We start from the raw sequence: 14874 nt of genomic DNA, 5'->3' as shown, positions 1-14874 counted from the left end.
GGTTACAGGTGAACCACCACCTCATTCCCTTGTGCGTTCACCACCACGCCCCACTCGCTGCCCGCATGTGAACCACCTTTCACGCCGCCGACCTTCTGCACGTTGCGCAAGCAGACTGACCAGTTCCGCGCCTCGCCTGCCCCCGTAATAGTCACTGTATCGCCCTGACGTGACGCCTTCAGCGTAAACGCCACAGAGCCGTCCGCCGCAGGCACTTCGCTCACCGCCGTTGCGCCATCATCCAGGTTAAACAGCTGGAAGGCCGTGCCCTCGTTCCACGCGTAGTCCGGTTTCTGGTTGTTGTTGCCCAGCGCCAGCAGCGTGTTGCCGCGCACGTAGACCGGCAGACTCAGGAAATCATGCTGCTGTTTATGCCAGCGGCTACCCTGGATTTCATCGTTGTGCCACAGGTGTGTCCAGCGTCCTTCCGGCAGGTAAAACTGCACGTCGCCCGCTTCGGAGAACACCGGCGCAACCATCACCGAATCCCCCAGCATGTACTGACGGTCAAGGTAATCGCACGCCGGATCGTCCGGGAACTCCAGCATCATCGCGCGCAGCATCGGCGTGCCGAACTCGCGAGCCAGCGCGGCCTGACGATAAAGGTACGGCATCATCCGGCATTTAAGCTGCGTGAAGTGGCGCACCACATCGCAGGATTCGTCATCATAGGCCCACGGCACCCGGTAGGATTTGCTGCCGTGCAGGCGGCTGTGGCTGGAGAACAGCCCGAACGCGCACCAGCGTTTGTAGACGTGCGCCGGGGCGGTATTTTCGAACCCGCCGATATCGTGGCTCCAGAACCCGAAGCCGGACAAACCAATCGACAGCCCGCCGCGGAGGCTTTCCGCCATCGACTCGTAGTTAGCGTAGCAGTCGCCGCCCCAGTGCACCGGAAACTGTTGCGCCCCCACGGACGCAGAGCGGGCAAACAGCACCGCCTCTTCTTCACCGACCGTCTCTTTCAGCACGTTCCACACCAGCTCGTTATAGATATAGGCGTAGTGGTTGTGCATTTTCTGCGGGTCAGCTCCGTCGAACCACTGTACGTCGGTCGGGATGCGCTCCCCGAAATCGGTCTTGAAGCAGTCCACGCCGATATCCACCAGGCCTTTCAGTTTGTCCGCATACCATCGGCACGCGTCCGGATTCGTGAAGTCGTATATCGCCAGCCCCGGCTGCCATTTGTCCCACTGCCACAGGGAGCCGTCCGGACGTTTGAGCAGGTAGCCTTTCTCTTTTAACTCATTGAATACCGGTGATTTCTGCCCGATATACGGGTTGATCCACACGCAGACTTTCAGCCCTTTCTCTTTCAGGCGGCGGATCATCCCTTCCGGATCGGGGAATGTCACCGGGTCCCACTCAAAATCACACCACTGGAAGGCCTTCATCCAGAAGCAGTCGAAGTGGAACACGTGCAGCGGCAGGTCGCGCCCGGCCATGCCGTCGATAAAGCTGTTGACCGTCGCTTCGTCATAGTTGGTAGTGAACGAGGTAGTGAGCCACAGGCCGAACGACCACGCTGGCGGCAGCGCCGGACGGCCAGTGAAGCGGGTATAGCGGTTCAGCACCTCTTTCGGCGTTGGGCCGTCGATGACGAAATACTCCAGATACTCGCCTTCCACGCTGAACTGCACTTTGGAGACTTTCTCAGAGCCGATTTCAAAGGAGACGTTTTCCGGATGGTTCACCAGCACGCCGTAGCCGCGGTTGGTCAGATAAAACGGGATATTTTTGTACGACTGCTCGGTGCTGGTGCCGCCGTCGCGGTTCCAGGTTTCGACCGTCTGGCCATTGCGCACCAGCGCAGTAAAGCGCTCGCCCAGGCCGTAGACCGTTTCGCCCACGCCCAGATCCAGACGTTCAAACACATAGTTACGATCGGTGTTGGTATCCTGTACGTAGCCGTTATTTTTCAACTGGCTGCCGGTGATGCGCTGCCCGTTACGCAGAAAATCCAGCGCCCAGACTTCACCTTTAGTGACGCGCACGCTGACGCTGCCGCTTTTTAGCTCGGCAAATTCCGCGTTGTCTTCAATCTCAACTTTTACATCCTTCAGAACGTTCAGCGGATAGTGCGGGCCGTTATTCAGCGCCCCCTGGAAATGCTCAATGCGCACCCCGACAATCCCGTCCTGTGGGGAAAACAGGCGAACCGTGAACATCAACGTGTCGAGCTGCCAGGTGCGTTCGCGCACGTCGCGCGGCGCGACGTACACCACCAGGTCATTGCCCTGCTGCTCCACGTCGAACACCTGAACCGGATACGTCACGTTCAGGCCCGGTTGAATGAGCCAGTTTCCGTCACTGATTTTCATACTCTCGTCCTCTTAGTTCTGTAATTCTTTGCTGACCGGCAGGTTTTCGAATTCCTGCTGATTGCGGCGCGCGCCCTGCGCCAGCTCGCCCATAATTTTGATCAGGAATGGCGTTTTCAGCGTGTAGTAGCGTTTGGCGATCACCGCGCTCAGCACGTAGCAAACCGCTGGCACCAGCGTAAACAGGCCGATAATGATGCTGATGGTCGCACTGTTCTGGGTTTTCGCTGCGGCGTCATAACCGCCGCCTGCCAGCATCCAGCCAATCAACGCTCCGCCCAGCGCCAGGCCGAGTTTCAGCACGAACAGCGTGCCCGCAAAGCTGATGCCGGTAAGGCGTTTGCCGTTGGTCCATTCGCCGTAGTCGACCGTATCGGACATCATTACCCACTGAATGGGCGTCACTAACTGGTGCAGCACGCCGATGACGAAGATAAAGGCGAACATCAGTACGGTGGCATGCATCGGCACGAAGAACATCGCCACGCTAACCACCGCCAGCGCGGCGTTGGTCCACCAGAAGATGCTGACTTTGCATTTCCAGTCGGTGAGCGGTTTCGCCAGCGCGGAGCCAATCAGGTTGCCGACGCAGTAGGTGGTGAGGAACGCGACAAACACTTCCGGCGAGCCCATGATCCAGGTGCAGTAGTACATCATCGCGCCGCCGCGCACGCAGACGGCGAGGATGTTAAGGATGGTGAGCACACCGACGATGCGCCACTGGTCGTTGTGCCAGATGTCGCGCAGGTCTTCACGCATGGAGGTGGTGCTCGGCGGCACCTGGATGCGCTCTTTGGTGGTGAAGAAGCAGAACGCCAGCATCAGGAATGCGACCACCGACAGCACGGCGATCCCGCCCTGGAAGCCGAAGGCTTTGTCGTCACCGCCGATCAGGTTCACCAGCGGCATCATCAGCACCGTGGAGAGCATGCCGCCCGCTGTCGCCAGCACAAAGCGCCAGGACTGGAGGGAGATACGCTGCGTCGGGTCGTTGGTGATCACGCCGCCGAGCGCGCAGTAAGGGATGTTGACCACGGTATAGAGCAGGGTCAGCAGGGTGTAAGTTATAGCGGCGTAAAGCATTTTCCCGTTGAGGCTAAGATCTGGCGTGGTGTACGCCAGCACACAGACGATGCCGAACGGGATAGCGCCAAACAAAATCCACGGACGGAACTTACCCCAGCGGCTGCGGGTACGGTCGGCAATCAAGCCCATGCATGGGTCGGAGATCGCATCCAGCGCGCGCGCCAGCAGGAACATGGTGCCGACAAACCCGGCGGGAATGCCGAAAATATCGGTATAGAAAAACATCATGTACAACATTACGTTATCAAAAATGATATGGCTGGCGGCATCACCCATGCCGTAGCCAATCTTCTCTTTTACTGACAATACTTCGCTCATCTTTTTTATCCTTCACGCTGTAGGGGGCGCTGAGACCGGTTACAGTGGTTTTAAACCATTGTTTCAAAGGCGGGTATTGCGTTTTCTGGTTAGCAGATTACGTTTCTTGTTTTTTGTGATCGCGGTAAATGTTGGGAGCACGAAAGGCTAACCTGAGGATTTTCTTAAGAATTAACCGAAACAGGGGTGTGCAGGTCAAAAGAGAGGTGAAAAAAGTGTGTCGGGGGATGTGGTAAATGCCTGAAAGTAGCTATAATGCGCCCCGCCTCCATGTAGCAATGCAGGCGCGGAAGATCGTCATCTCCGGTGAGGTGGCTGGACTTCAAATCCAGTTGGGGCCGCCAGCGGTCCTGGGCAGGTTCGACTCCTGTGATCTTCCGCCAAAAATTCAAGCATTAAGTAACATATTCAATCTCTCCATTATTTTTTCCTTATTAGTTTCTATTTTCTTTATGAGATTTTTATCCATCGGAAAGTCGACAACCTTTTTTTCTTTATCAATATCGATCCGCCAAATCTCTTTGCACATTATTTTATGGACTTCATGGATATGGCTTTGGGCTATATATTTTACATAACCTAACTTTACAACTAAATTTCTAAGTTGGTGCTGTGATTCATCTGATATTAATATGTAAAACAAATAGTTATATTCTATATATGTTAATTGAGAAGCCACTAGTCTAACTAACTCTTCATTATCAAACGAATTCGGTTTATTAAAATAAAGATGATGTAGCAACGAATGCAATGTAGAAACAAACCTGCCTTGTCGTTTAAAAGAGTAATTCAGAAGCTTTAAGTTTTTATAAAAAATAAAATTTAAAACTTCAATATCATCTTCAGTTAAAGATTTCGATTTCATTCTCCTCCTTATCTCGGCAGGAATTTCATTTACTTTTTCTTGCTTAACTTTCGACAACAAAATAAACAATGATTTTTTTAGAGCATCTCGACCTATAAAGCTCTCTTGTTCATAATTTATGACAATCTCATTCAAAACATTTTTGTACATATCTAACAATTTAAATAAAATACTAATGTACTCTTGATTTTTAGTATAGTCATCCTGCTTAAGATATTCTTTATTTTGCCTTGATATTTGTTTCTGTTGCATTACAAGTGTAATTATTAACCCAGCAAAACCTAGACCTGAGAAAAAAGCGTTGATCACCCCAAAGGTGTCACCAAAACTTCCTAACTCACTTAAAACATTGTCTTCCTTTACTTGTGATATTATATATACAAAAAATGTAATATAGAAAAAACAAACTAAAGCAAATGGCATTATGAATAATGAATATTTAATTAACAAAGGCGAAATTAATTTCAACTTTTTAATCATTGCTCATCTTCCCTAGATACATCAGAGGGCTTATCATTTTTTTCATCTACTACACCAATATTTTTTCCTCCTATCACTGTGCCCCCTACGTCATCAATGCTGTCTAAAACGCCAACATCTTTAACAGCATTGACTTGTTTCAAGATATCAAGATCTATCGTTTCCTTTTCATTTTTCGCTGTATTTAATTCGCTCTTATAAAGATTAAGGAAACTTGAAAAAATATTTTCAGCTTCCGATACATCTGACCTATGCATGCCATTCTTTAACTCATTTTTTCTATAATCATAGATAATCTCCTCACGATTAACTTTGATTACACTTGAGATATCTTCTAAAGAAGACTCTTTAATATCAGCATTAACATATTCTTTTGCCGCTTGTAAAAATGAAGATGTATCATACATTTTAAAATGTTCAATAGCAGTTTCATTATATATTTCTGTCTGGAGCGCTTGTAATGGACCAACCATTTTTTTTCTAATTTGGTACCACCAATCTTCTTTTTTCTCATCCGTTATAAATACAACATTTTTGACCTCTGGTTTTTTTGCCATACTTAGGATTTGCTTCCATATAATCAGATCACCAAATTCTTTCTTGTACGAGCACCCAGAATAAATGTATTCTTCTAACTCATCTTTAGGTCTGTCTTTGAAACCAGGTGGGATTTTATCCTGATAACGAACTAAGCCTTCAGAATATATACTTAATAGTTCCTCATTGTTATAAGGGTTTCCAATATTGCTTTGGAATAGAGAATCAAATTTTTCCCGTATAGAATCATGGGAAATAACATCAGGTTTGAGTTCTTGTTGACGCTCCAAAACTTCACTACGAAATTTCATGATCAAAGAATTTATTTTTTTTGAAAAAGAATCCAACTCCTTTGCTAATACCGGTAACCGACTTTTTATTTTTAAATCATCAATAATCTTAACCGAAATATCCTCATTAATCCTTTCAAAAAATCTATCAATTTTATGAAATGTATCTCTTTCTCTTGCAATAATTTCAAGACGTCTCATCTGATATTCTAAAGCTACTTGATGTGGTAACCATAATCTATCTTTAATAACATTTAACAACTCAAATAATTCATTCCTAGTTTCCTCTTCATAACTATAGAAGTTAAGAAGGACGTTTGTATCAAAAACAAAAATTGTACATGCATCATCCCAAATATCTCTTGCTTCAGATGTATTTGGTGTGTAGAAACCTTTAAATAACTTTCTCATACCACACCTCAAAGATGATTTTTCATCCAATCACTAACCGTTGTAGTTATACCTTTCCACGCTCCATAATTACCTGATTTGACGACTAACAACTTATCATCTGAATCCATGTATTTCATAAGATGATCTCTAATTTCCGCTGAGGTTTCATCGCAAACAATTAGCCATACCGACTCTAAAGGGCGAGCCCATTGTGGATATTTTTTTATTTGCTCTATTAACCTATTATAATCTTTATGTTTTATCAGATCATACATCACTACATATGTTGTCATTTACAACCTCCGAGATTTTTATTTCTTAACAAGTGCATTTTGCATGCCTCTTTCACCCACTTACTAAAATTCCCTTTCCCCGCTGCTTTCTCAATCTGTTCTAAAAGCTCATCCTCGAAACGGATGTTCTTCATCGTGCTTTTGGTGCGGTCAAAATTTGGTTTCTTTTTCTCTTGCATGGTAGGTACCACTTCGGTTAGTTTATCCGCATGTGGTACCTACCACATGGATTTGGAATTCTGACAACGCCCAGCAGTGTTGGAGCACTAAAGGGCGTCTAACCTCACCAACTATCAAGGAGTTGATTATGGCTGATTCGCATTCTACCCCAGACACCGACCAATCCGGAACCGAGCGTTCGTTAATTGTGGGATACCGCCCGAATGTTTTCGACAAATCTACGCCGAAAATCATCCTTTCCGGCAAATGGCTGCGTGCGGCGGGGTTTGATACCGGGCATCAGGTCACGGTAAAGGTCATGAAAGGGTGCATCGTTCTGGTGGCGTATAACGAGCACGAACAAAGGTTGCTGGACGATTATAAACAAGCGAAGGCAAAGCTAACCGAAATCGAGGGTACGCTGTCGCTGCTCCTTTCCTCTCCAGCCTGAATGGTAAAATGCCGGAAAGCGCCTCGCAGTTTCTTAATTGCGCTATCAAATTAATATCCCATTTTTGTCATACTCCGTTCCCCAAAGAGCTGGCTGCCCATGGCAGCCATTGCATTTATAAGCTACAGCTTATCATGGACGAGAGTATGTGGACGGCACTGTTCAGTAAGGTGTTCGAGCAATAGTTGCATGAACAGGAAGAGGGATTACAGGAAAAGTGTTGGCAGACCTGTTGAATCTGCAAAACTATGGACCTCGTCTTCCTCGCCCGTATGCGGATACCGTTAAAGGTTCACGGTATAAGAATATGAAGGAGTTACGTATTTAGTTCGAGCGTTCTTCGCCTTTGATCCTGTACGTCAGGCCATTGTGCTGTGCGCAGGAGGCAAAAGTCACGGCAACACTTTTTATGAACGACTTATCCGTATCGCTGATGGCGAATTTTCTCTTCATCTGGCAACTCTGGAGGCAACAAAGTGAAAACCTTAAATGAAGTGATTGCATCCCGCACACCGGAAAGCCAGAAGCGCATCAAGGAAATGGGCGATGAAATGATTCTGGAAACCGGGCTTCAAATGATGCGTGAAGAGTTGAGGCTATCGCAAAAATATGTGGCTCAGGCAATGGGTATTAGCCAGCCATCACTCAACTGGAGCAACGGGGTAATGAACTGAAAATTGCCACGCTCAAGCGTTATATTGAAGCCATGGGAGGAAAACTCAGCATTGATGTTGAACTTCCCACCGGAAAACGTGTGGCATTTCATATCTAGAAAGATTGAAAAGTATTATATTGCGAGACCCGTGATTAACCATGCAATCTCATACCCAGCAACGGAAACGGCTACCGTTTCCGGCACCCGGTCAAACCGAACTACGCTCTCACCTCCATCACCGCATACACCCCATCTTTCGGCACTACCACGGTGACATTCTCCACCGGTACGCCCGCCGCGATGTGGATATCCTGCAGTTGCTGCAAAGTGCGCGGGAAGATAGGTTCCCAGCCAATACAACGCAAAACAAAGTCTATTTGCGGGCTGCTGGTCAACATATTGGACACAACCACCGCTCCTCCGGGCTTCACCAGCTTCAGGGCGCGTTGCAGGAAAATCACCGCATCGGTGTCGTTGAAATATTCGAAAATCCCCAGCGCGTCCACCAGCTCGGCCTGATGCTCACCCAGTTCGAGTAATAAATCTTCATTGCGCACCAGGGTATGGACCAAATCACGCCTGAGCAACGTCAGTTGTTCACCCACGGTAAGCCCCTCCTGAGCCGCCATGGTTTCGGCCCAATCCAGCGCAACAGGATCTTTATCTACCAGCGATAAAAACACCTTCTGCCCGTCAAGCGTTGCGTTACGCAGCGCCTCCAGCACGGGGATCGCCGCCCCGCTCGCCAGGCTCACCCAGTTGTTTTCGCTGTCGTTGTGGATGTATTTTTCAACCAACATACTGAGCACCTTCGCGCGGGAACGTACACCGATGGCGTCGTTGGCATGGATAAACCACTGGCGGCTTTCGCTGTCCATTTTTGTGCCTTCAGGGAGCCGTTCTTCGAGCGGGTTTTGCACCACAAAGAGCGCCAGCGCGCCTGGTACAAGCCGGGCGCGCCAGGCGGCCAGTGCGGGACGGTGGCGAAAAGCCTGTTCTGAAAAGTGATGTTGAGGGATCAAAACCGGCAGTCCTCCCTCTTCGTATTCACGGAGAGGCGGCTCCAGATCCGGGTCCGCTTTCAGGGCCTGATCAATCGCGTTGATCTCACGGGTCACCTCATCTTTCATCGGCCACTGGTCGCTGACATCGGGAAACGCCGCGCTATAAATGGTCATGTTTTCAGGTGCAGTACCGCGATACGGTTGCCAGTTCATCTCGTTCCCCCTTTGGCCATTAACGGAAGTCTACTTACCCGACCGTTTTTTACCCTAAGAAGAAAGCACGAGATAACGCGCTTAATTTTCACCCGCAGGGTGTCGCTTTGGTCTGGTAAGAGACCGGAGCGATATGAATGAAAAAACTCACCTTCCTGCTGTTACTGCCGCTGCTGCTGAGCGGCTGTGCCGCTATCGTTGGCAATAATGAAGAGACAATCACGATCAACAGCCAACCCGCTAACGCATTCTTTATCATCGCGGACCAGAGCGGCAGGATCATCACAACAGGTAACACGCCAAAAACCGTCACGCTGAAGAAAGCGGACGGGAGTTATTTCGGCAAGCGCGAGTACACGCTCACGGTGAAACAGGACGGGTATTACTCATTGATAATGCCGCTGGAGACGCGCTTTAGCCACTGGTACACACTGGGCAATGTTATCTTCCTGGGCGTGCCGGGCTGGTTGATTGTCGATCCGTTCTTCGGCGGCATGTACACCTTCAAAACCGATACCCTTAACGCCGTGCTCCGTCCATGCCCCTCGGGACCGTTTAACTACATGTGTACTTAACTCTGCGACGTGCGCCAGACGCCTGGCGTGCAGCCGTATTCCGTCTGAAAATGACGAATAAAGTGCGCACAGTCGCTAAAACCCATCCGCAGGGCAATATCCGTAACGCTTTGTTGGGAATTTTTTAATAACCAACAGGCATAGCGTAGCCTGGCACTGCGGATAAACTCACGGGTGGTTTTACCAAATTCAGCATGGAAAAGACGGTTAAGCTGCCGCTCGCTCAGTGCCACTTCGCTGGCCAGCCCGGCGGTCGTCAGCGGGCGGGTGAGGAACTGTTCAATGAGCATCACTGCGCGACGCAAACGCGAGTCGGGGATCAGCGCAATATTGGCCGGACGGGGGGTGGCGAGTTCATGGGGAACAAGAGACAAACGCTGGCAGGCGGTACTGGCGGTATCACTGCCGGCATGTAAACGAATCAACTCGGTTGCCAGCGTGATGGTCGAAATACCACCCGGACAGGTCAGCACATCACCTTCATCAATAAAATCATAGCCTTGCTCAGCGTATACCTGAGGAAAAGCCTGTCGAAACGTCTCCAGGTGGAAGGGATGAATCGAAGCACGTCGCTCATTCAGTAAGCCTTCCTGGGCGAGCACAAAACTGCCGGTGCCTATCCCAATCAGCGGAACTCTGGCGTGATGGGCGTGCGCCAGATACTCTCTGTCTCCCTGGTAGCCGCGATTCAGATACTGCAAACCGCCGCCAATGACAGCAATATAGTTAAAGGAATCAGGGGGAGCGTGAGCGGAATCGGGTCTGATACTGATACCCGCATTGCTGGCGATCGGGATATCAGGGAATTCGCTTATCAACCTGATTTTGAATGAAATTTTCTTTTGTGCTTTCGCTGCATAGCGCAGCGCTTCCATCAATCCGGATACCGCCAGCAGTGAATAGTGGGGCCATAAAAGCAACCCAATATGCAGCCGCATTTCCGGCGCAGGTAAACCGTGACCGGAAGGTTCAAATACAGTTTTCATCAACTTGCCAAAGTTAAATAACAATTACATTATTGCAACACGCTGGTTGCTTTTTATATTTCTAAGGTAATTCTCAAACCTTAAATCAAGCATAAATGAAATTTGAAGTCTTTATAACGTTTTTTTGGCCGGGTCATTCTTTTTTTGAACTGCGACACACATATGTTGGCAATGTGCCTAACGTGAAGAGATAGTTACCATTCTGTTGTTTATTTATACGTATATAAATACTTTTCTCTGGATAAACATAAAATTGCGGTTCATATTTTGCCAGCCAGCTATCTTCCACATTATCGTCCGGAAATTTCATGTTTTTTTCAGAGGTCAATAAATAGAAATTGTCCTTCCGCTCAATCTGGAAGGATATTTTCCGGTCGATTGTTTTATTTGAACCGCTCAGAGTGCTGCCATTCATGCTCAGCGTGCCACTTTTTCCATCAAACGTGTAATTCAGCCAGAGCGATAACGTCTCTGACGGATGGTGCTGCACCAGGTTTGCCTGGCAGGAAAACGGCTGAACATAGTATCGGTGCCACAGGTAGTAACCCATCAGCGCCCCGCCAGTGACCAGGCACGTCGCGAGAATATACAGCATCTGACGATAACGGCTCATGCTAGCGATCCTCAATGAAATAATCAGAGATACAGCGGTTCGGTTCTTTCATTGCTCTGTCACAGCGAATAACAGACGCACGCGGAAGGCGGGCGTACCAGCTGATATAAATCCAGGGATAATTTGCGCACTCAGCCTTAAATTGGTCCACATACGCCAGCGCCTTCGCGCGTTCGTTTTGGGTCTGAATATCGTTTGCCAGGTAGACACGGCAGCTTCCCACCGATGCCGCAAAACGATAATCATCGACAAAACGGTTTTCACGGGCGTTGCTGTGGCCAATCATCCCCACCCCCGCCAGTATGAAGAAAACAAACAGCATACCGCCCAGCCAGCGCGAATGCCTCACAGGTGATATTGTGGGTTCCGCTACCTGTTCAGGTGGCGGTAAAGGCTCGGTTATTGGCTGCGTCTCCACGAGCGGCTCGTCCACTGTTTCAGACGGGCGCGCGCAAGCACCTTTAATCGTTATTTGTGTATCGCTTGCCAGCGTCAATCCAATGCGGGGAATGGTCACAATAGGGTCAACGTCAAAACCAATCTTTTTGAGCCCTTTGCGCAGAATAGAGATGTTCTGATAATAGGTATTCGAAGAGACAAGCATGCCGCGGCTTTGCCAGACAACATCAAGAAACTCTTGCTGTGTCACAATCGATCCCGCTCTCTCGATTAATAACAACAGGCAACGACCTGCGGGTGAATTTAACACCACGACGCGGTCGGGATTGTTGAGATCGCGTAACGTGCTTGCCGCAGGGTGAAATTCAACAATGTTGTTAATAATATAATGCTTATGCATAGGGTCAGTATGAATTCTCCTGTTAATCCTGAAGCCGCCATGTCTGAACATGGATGGAGTATTTGCGTGATAACCGCTCGCAAGGATTAATGTGACTGATAAAGTTTATGCTGTATATCTCAGCAATTGGCGAAAAATCTTATTTTATCTCACATTCCTGCAGCTTCACTGAAGTGAAAGACATCCTGAAACCCTGGCATAATGCGGCCTGGAGCACTACTTTATAAACTAAACAACGCATTTCTCATCTTTTGTGAAGCTCCCTTTTATCATTCTGAAACATCTGAACCGCCCCTACTCCTGATTAATGATATAAACCTGAAAAGAGGGTTAACCCACCTCTTGACATTGACAAAACCAGACAAAAGCTCAAATTGAACGCAATGGACATGGATGTCTGAAATATTCAGAACGGTTAAGACTTAACTTTTGTGAATCTCCAGCAATATCAATATTTACGCCGCCACTCTGTATAAAATGCGCACACCTTATCATCAGTATAAATCGATGATAACACTCGGAAATTGTTATCCATCGTCAGTATCTTGCCCCTCCGATTGACACCAGCAGACACTCTCCTTACAAAACATTTATCAAAGCTAAATTTTCATTAAAAATTGCAGGTATGATTATTTGCAGACAACGAAGCGGGAGCAATCCAATAAGAGGATAACGTCGTCACCGGTGTCGATAACAGCGATTAATACAAATTAAGATTAATTCAGATTACCTCTTTATTGGCCAGCGTATAGTAGGCCTACACCATGCAATGCGTGATTGCTTCGAGAAAACGGGCTGACATCAACAGTAATGATCCGCCTGATACTATTATAAATCGAGGGAATAACATGGCGAGTAACTCCGAAACAACACAACCTATAAATATTGCATTGATGGGCGGCGATCATTATGCACGCCATGGTATTACAACCTTATTAAGGAGCGTTAACCCGGATTCGCAAATAAAAATTTCCGTGGGCGACTATCAGCAACTGGATACGGCGTTGTTATCTAACCGCATTGATATTTTACTGGTATCTGGCGCTGAGAAATACCACACGGGATATGACTGCCTGAAATATATAAAAAACATCAAAGCGAATTATCCTGAAGTGATTATTTGTATGTACTCCGCTCCGGCCAATTCTCTGCTGTGGGTCAGGGGAGATATTGACGCCTATATCTCCTTGCAGGACCCCATATATCAGTGGCGAGCGAAGTTATTAAAAATGGTCGATAGCCGACATCGGCCTAAAAAGAAACCCGCAGCGTTATCGCTGACGCCGGGAGAATGGAGGGTATTAAAGGAGATCAGGAACGGACTGGATATACGTTACATCGCAGAACTAGAAAAGCTGTCTTATCGCCGGGTTAGCGCATTAAAAAGCTCAGCGATAAGAAAACTTGGGCTCAGGAATAAGACAGATTTGCTGGTCTTTTTAACCAGTTAGACCTGCCGCTTTCAGAGCAAATCTCGTAATAAAAAAATAAGGAATTAAGAAAATGAAAGCACGCGTAAAACACAACACCCTGCTGGCGTTAAGCATTGCAGCCCTGCTGCCAGCTGGCTCCGCACTGGCGGCGAGCACCAGCGGCGGTACGGTGAATTTTCACGGAAGCGTCGTCACGTCTGCCTGTGCCATCAGTGCCGGCAGTGCCAACATTGATGTCGATATGGGCGAAGTTCGTACCGCTACGCTAGCCGCTGCGGGAAGCGAGGCCAGCACCGCGAAAGCGTTCGCGATTACCCTGGAAGATTGCGAAATCGCAGACACCTCCGGCTCTACGGAAGAGAACCCGATCGCTGCAACAACCGTGGCTGTGACCTTTACCGGTACGCCAGATAACTCGGACGCCAACAGCCTGGCAGTAGGCTCTAACGGCAGCGCCACGTCAGCACAGCACGTCGCGATCCGCCTTTACGACGAGCAAGGCAACGTCGTGAAACTGGGTGAACCTGCCGCCGCGATCCCGCTGCGCAGCGGCTCCAACACCCTGAACTTCAGCGCGAAATATTACTCCCCGGAAGGCAATGCCACTGCGGGTGATGCCAGCGCAGTTGCGACTTATACCGTCACCTATTCGTAATTTTCAGGCCCGGTCTGTCGGCCGGGCCTGACTCAGCTTTCAGGAGAAGCACTATGCGCGCAACAACAGGGATCTGTCTGGCGGCCTCGTTATGTTCATCCGTCGTTTACGCAGGCGGCGTGGGATTGGGCGCAACGCGAATGGTTTACTCCAGTTCCACCACGCAATCCATGCTGCAGGTCAGAAACACCCATCCCGATGCCACATTCCTGATCCAGTCCTGGATGGAAAGTGAAAAAGGGGAACGCACCAACGACTTCGTCATTACGCCGCCGCTGTACGTCTTAAAACCGGCCAGCGAGAGCGTGGTGAAGATCATGTTTAACGGCAAAGCCCTGCCACAGGACCGCGAAACACTCTACTGGATGACGGTTAAAGCCATCCCGCAGCAGATGAAAAACGGTTCCGGCAATTCACTGCAGTTTGCCTCAGCGAACCGCATCAAGGTCTTTTATCGCCCGGAGGGACTCGGGGAAGGCGCTGGTGATGCCTGGAAACACCTCAGCGGTGAGTACCGCGCAGGTAAAGTCACGCTCACCAATCCGACACCGTACTACCTCACCACCATTAACGTAAAAATCGACGGTATGCCGGTTCAGCCAGTGATGGTGCCACCAAAAGCAAGCGTGACGCTGGCAGAAACATTCAGCCATGCGAGTGACATGAGCTACCAGACCATTAACGATTACGGTGCATGGACGCCAGTCACCCGCTCGTCGTTGTCCCCAAAATAAAAGCATAAAGGCGT

General features: G+C 48.8%; 15 protein-coding genes, 1 tRNA gene and 2 pseudogenes. 8 read left to right on the top strand and 10 right to left on the bottom strand.

Annotation, left to right across the window (positions count from 1 at the left end; all coding sequences use genetic code 11):
- Positions 1–2: 2 nt before the first annotated feature.
- Positions 3–2321, bottom strand: a complete 2319-nt coding sequence (gene yicI, locus ABGB15_RS00655) for an alpha-xylosidase (protein ID WP_215723087.1) — start codon at positions 2319–2321, stop codon at positions 3–5.
- A gap of 12 nt (positions 2322–2333) precedes the next feature.
- Positions 2334–3725 (bottom strand): glycoside-pentoside-hexuronide family transporter, encoded by a 1392-nt coding sequence (locus ABGB15_RS00650; protein WP_152082731.1) that lies wholly within the window; start codon positions 3723–3725, stop codon positions 2334–2336.
- A 288-nt stretch (positions 3726–4013) separates the two neighbouring features.
- Between ABGB15_RS00650 and ABGB15_RS00645 the strand changes: the two genes are divergently transcribed.
- Positions 4014–4108: transfer RNA gene (locus ABGB15_RS00645), tRNA-Sec, on the top strand.
- A gap of 5 nt (positions 4109–4113) precedes the next feature.
- On the opposite strand, the gene ABGB15_RS00640 is transcribed toward ABGB15_RS00645, so the two are convergent.
- The 4 genes from ABGB15_RS00640 to ABGB15_RS00625 are packed head-to-tail and all read right to left on the bottom strand — an operon-like array spanning position 4114 to position 6762.
- Complete coding sequence (locus ABGB15_RS00640) at positions 4114–5070, bottom strand: hypothetical protein (protein WP_215723088.1); 957 nt, start codon at positions 5068–5070, stop codon at positions 4114–4116.
- Positions 5067–6308 (bottom strand): PIN domain-containing protein, encoded by a 1242-nt coding sequence (locus ABGB15_RS00635; protein WP_215723089.1) that lies wholly within the window; start codon positions 6306–6308, stop codon positions 5067–5069. The genes ABGB15_RS00640 and ABGB15_RS00635 overlap by 4 nt, the downstream gene beginning before the upstream one ends.
- Before the next feature lie 8 nt (positions 6309–6316).
- Entirely contained in the window at positions 6317–6583 is a 267-nt protein-coding gene (locus ABGB15_RS00630) for a hypothetical protein (RefSeq protein WP_215723090.1), read from the bottom strand.
- Positions 6580–6762, bottom strand: a complete 183-nt coding sequence (locus ABGB15_RS00625) for a YlcI/YnfO family protein (protein WP_215723091.1) — start codon at positions 6760–6762, stop codon at positions 6580–6582. The genes ABGB15_RS00630 and ABGB15_RS00625 overlap by 4 nt, the downstream gene beginning before the upstream one ends.
- A gap of 128 nt (positions 6763–6890) precedes the next feature.
- Here ABGB15_RS00625 and ABGB15_RS00620 point away from each other — a divergent pair, with 128 nt between their 5' ends.
- The 3 genes and pseudogenes from ABGB15_RS00620 (at position 6891) to ABGB15_RS00610 (ending at position 7965) form a co-directional block, all read left to right on the top strand.
- Positions 6891–7193, top strand: coding sequence for a SymE family type I addiction module toxin (locus tag ABGB15_RS00620; RefSeq protein WP_152082734.1), 303 nt, complete (start codon positions 6891–6893; stop codon positions 7191–7193).
- A 185-nt stretch (positions 7194–7378) separates the two neighbouring features.
- Positions 7379–7673 (top strand): annotated as a pseudogene (locus ABGB15_RS00615) (type II toxin-antitoxin system RelE/ParE family toxin).
- Positions 7670–7965 (top strand): annotated as a pseudogene (locus ABGB15_RS00610) (helix-turn-helix domain-containing protein). Before ABGB15_RS00615 ends, ABGB15_RS00610 begins: the two co-directional pseudogenes overlap by 4 nt.
- 101 nt (positions 7966–8066) lie before the next feature.
- Here ABGB15_RS00610 and ABGB15_RS00605 read toward each other — a convergent pair.
- Positions 8067–9065, bottom strand: coding sequence for a class I SAM-dependent methyltransferase (locus tag ABGB15_RS00605; protein ID WP_215723092.1), 999 nt, complete (start codon positions 9063–9065; stop codon positions 8067–8069).
- Positions 9066–9202: 137 nt separating this feature from the next.
- Here ABGB15_RS00605 and ABGB15_RS00600 point away from each other — a divergent pair, with 137 nt between their 5' ends.
- On the top strand, positions 9203–9640 hold the full coding sequence (locus tag ABGB15_RS00600) for a hypothetical protein (protein ID WP_152082737.1): 438 nt from the start codon (positions 9203–9205) through the stop codon (positions 9638–9640).
- Here the strand turns inward: ABGB15_RS00600 and ABGB15_RS00595 are convergent.
- From ABGB15_RS00595 to ABGB15_RS00585, 3 genes are all read right to left on the bottom strand, one after another.
- Positions 9637–10518: a GlxA family transcriptional regulator gene (locus ABGB15_RS00595; protein ID WP_215723117.1), complete on the bottom strand. Its 882-nt coding sequence runs from the start codon at positions 10516–10518 to the stop codon at positions 9637–9639. The genes ABGB15_RS00600 and ABGB15_RS00595 overlap by 4 nt on opposite strands.
- Before the next feature lie 241 nt (positions 10519–10759).
- Positions 10760–11239 (bottom strand): hypothetical protein, encoded by a 480-nt coding sequence (locus ABGB15_RS00590; protein WP_215723093.1) that lies wholly within the window; start codon positions 11237–11239, stop codon positions 10760–10762.
- A gap of 1 nt (position 11240) precedes the next feature.
- Positions 11241–12089 (bottom strand): winged helix-turn-helix domain-containing protein, encoded by an 849-nt coding sequence (locus ABGB15_RS00585; RefSeq protein ID WP_225903510.1) that lies wholly within the window; start codon positions 12087–12089, stop codon positions 11241–11243.
- Between the two features lie 797 nt (positions 12090–12886).
- On the opposite strand from ABGB15_RS00585, the gene ABGB15_RS00580 reads away from it, so the two are divergent.
- Genes ABGB15_RS00580 through ABGB15_RS00570 form a run of 3 tightly spaced genes read left to right on the top strand, consistent with a single transcriptional unit; the run spans position 12887 to position 14860 of the window.
- A complete protein-coding gene (locus tag ABGB15_RS00580) occupies positions 12887–13489 on the top strand; it encodes a LuxR C-terminal-related transcriptional regulator (RefSeq protein ID WP_215723094.1) in 603 nt (200 codons plus the stop codon).
- Between the two features lie 52 nt (positions 13490–13541).
- Complete coding sequence (locus tag ABGB15_RS00575; RefSeq protein ID WP_152082740.1) at positions 13542–14126, top strand: fimbrial protein; 585 nt, start codon at positions 13542–13544, stop codon at positions 14124–14126.
- 53 nt (positions 14127–14179) lie between these two features.
- Positions 14180–14860: a molecular chaperone gene (locus tag ABGB15_RS00570; RefSeq protein ID WP_152082741.1), complete on the top strand. Its 681-nt coding sequence runs from the start codon at positions 14180–14182 to the stop codon at positions 14858–14860.
- Positions 14861–14874: the final 14 nt, after the last annotated feature.

It is taken from the genome of Enterobacter sp. MALB-1, from assembly GCF_041021625.1.
Classification (GTDB): Bacteria; Pseudomonadota; Gammaproteobacteria; order Enterobacterales; family Enterobacteriaceae; genus Enterobacter; species Enterobacter oligotrophicus.
The sequence above is the reverse complement of the archived record's forward strand: the minus strand, read 5'-3'. Positions and strand labels throughout refer to the sequence as shown.

What these genes read in the sequence shown, in the direction of transcription:
- ABGB15_RS00605 (WP_215723092.1), bottom strand. Translation starts at nt 9,065, where the DNA reads ATGAACTGGCAACCGTATCGCGGTACTGCACCTGAAAACATGACCATT.
- ABGB15_RS00650 (WP_152082731.1), bottom strand. Translation starts at nt 3,725, where the DNA reads ATGAGCGAAGTATTGTCAGTAAAAGAGAAGATTGGCTACGGCATGGGT.
- ABGB15_RS00600 (WP_152082737.1), top strand. Translation starts at nt 9,203, where the DNA reads ATGAAAAAACTCACCTTCCTGCTGTTACTGCCGCTGCTGCTGAGCGGC.
- ABGB15_RS00590 (WP_215723093.1), bottom strand. Translation starts at nt 11,239, where the DNA reads ATGAGCCGTTATCGTCAGATGCTGTATATTCTCGCGACGTGCCTGGTC.
- ABGB15_RS00580 (WP_215723094.1), top strand. Translation starts at nt 12,887, where the DNA reads ATGGCGAGTAACTCCGAAACAACACAACCTATAAATATTGCATTGATG.
- ABGB15_RS00625 (WP_215723091.1), bottom strand. Translation starts at nt 6,762, where the DNA reads ATGCAAGAGAAAAAGAAACCAAATTTTGACCGCACCAAAAGCACGATG.
- ABGB15_RS00585 (WP_225903510.1), bottom strand. Translation starts at nt 12,089, where the DNA reads ATGTTCAGACATGGCGGCTTCAGGATTAACAGGAGAATTCATACTGAC.
- ABGB15_RS00620 (WP_152082734.1), top strand. Translation starts at nt 6,891, where the DNA reads ATGGCTGATTCGCATTCTACCCCAGACACCGACCAATCCGGAACCGAG.
- ABGB15_RS00575 (WP_152082740.1), top strand. Translation starts at nt 13,542, where the DNA reads ATGAAAGCACGCGTAAAACACAACACCCTGCTGGCGTTAAGCATTGCA.
- ABGB15_RS00570 (WP_152082741.1), top strand. Translation starts at nt 14,180, where the DNA reads ATGCGCGCAACAACAGGGATCTGTCTGGCGGCCTCGTTATGTTCATCC.
- ABGB15_RS00635 (WP_215723089.1), bottom strand. Translation starts at nt 6,308, where the DNA reads ATGAGAAAGTTATTTAAAGGTTTCTACACACCAAATACATCTGAAGCA.
- ABGB15_RS00640 (WP_215723088.1), bottom strand. Translation starts at nt 5,070, where the DNA reads ATGATTAAAAAGTTGAAATTAATTTCGCCTTTGTTAATTAAATATTCA.
- yicI (WP_215723087.1), bottom strand. Translation starts at nt 2,321, where the DNA reads ATGAAAATCAGTGACGGAAACTGGCTCATTCAACCGGGCCTGAACGTG.
- ABGB15_RS00630 (WP_215723090.1), bottom strand. Translation starts at nt 6,583, where the DNA reads ATGACAACATATGTAGTGATGTATGATCTGATAAAACATAAAGATTAT.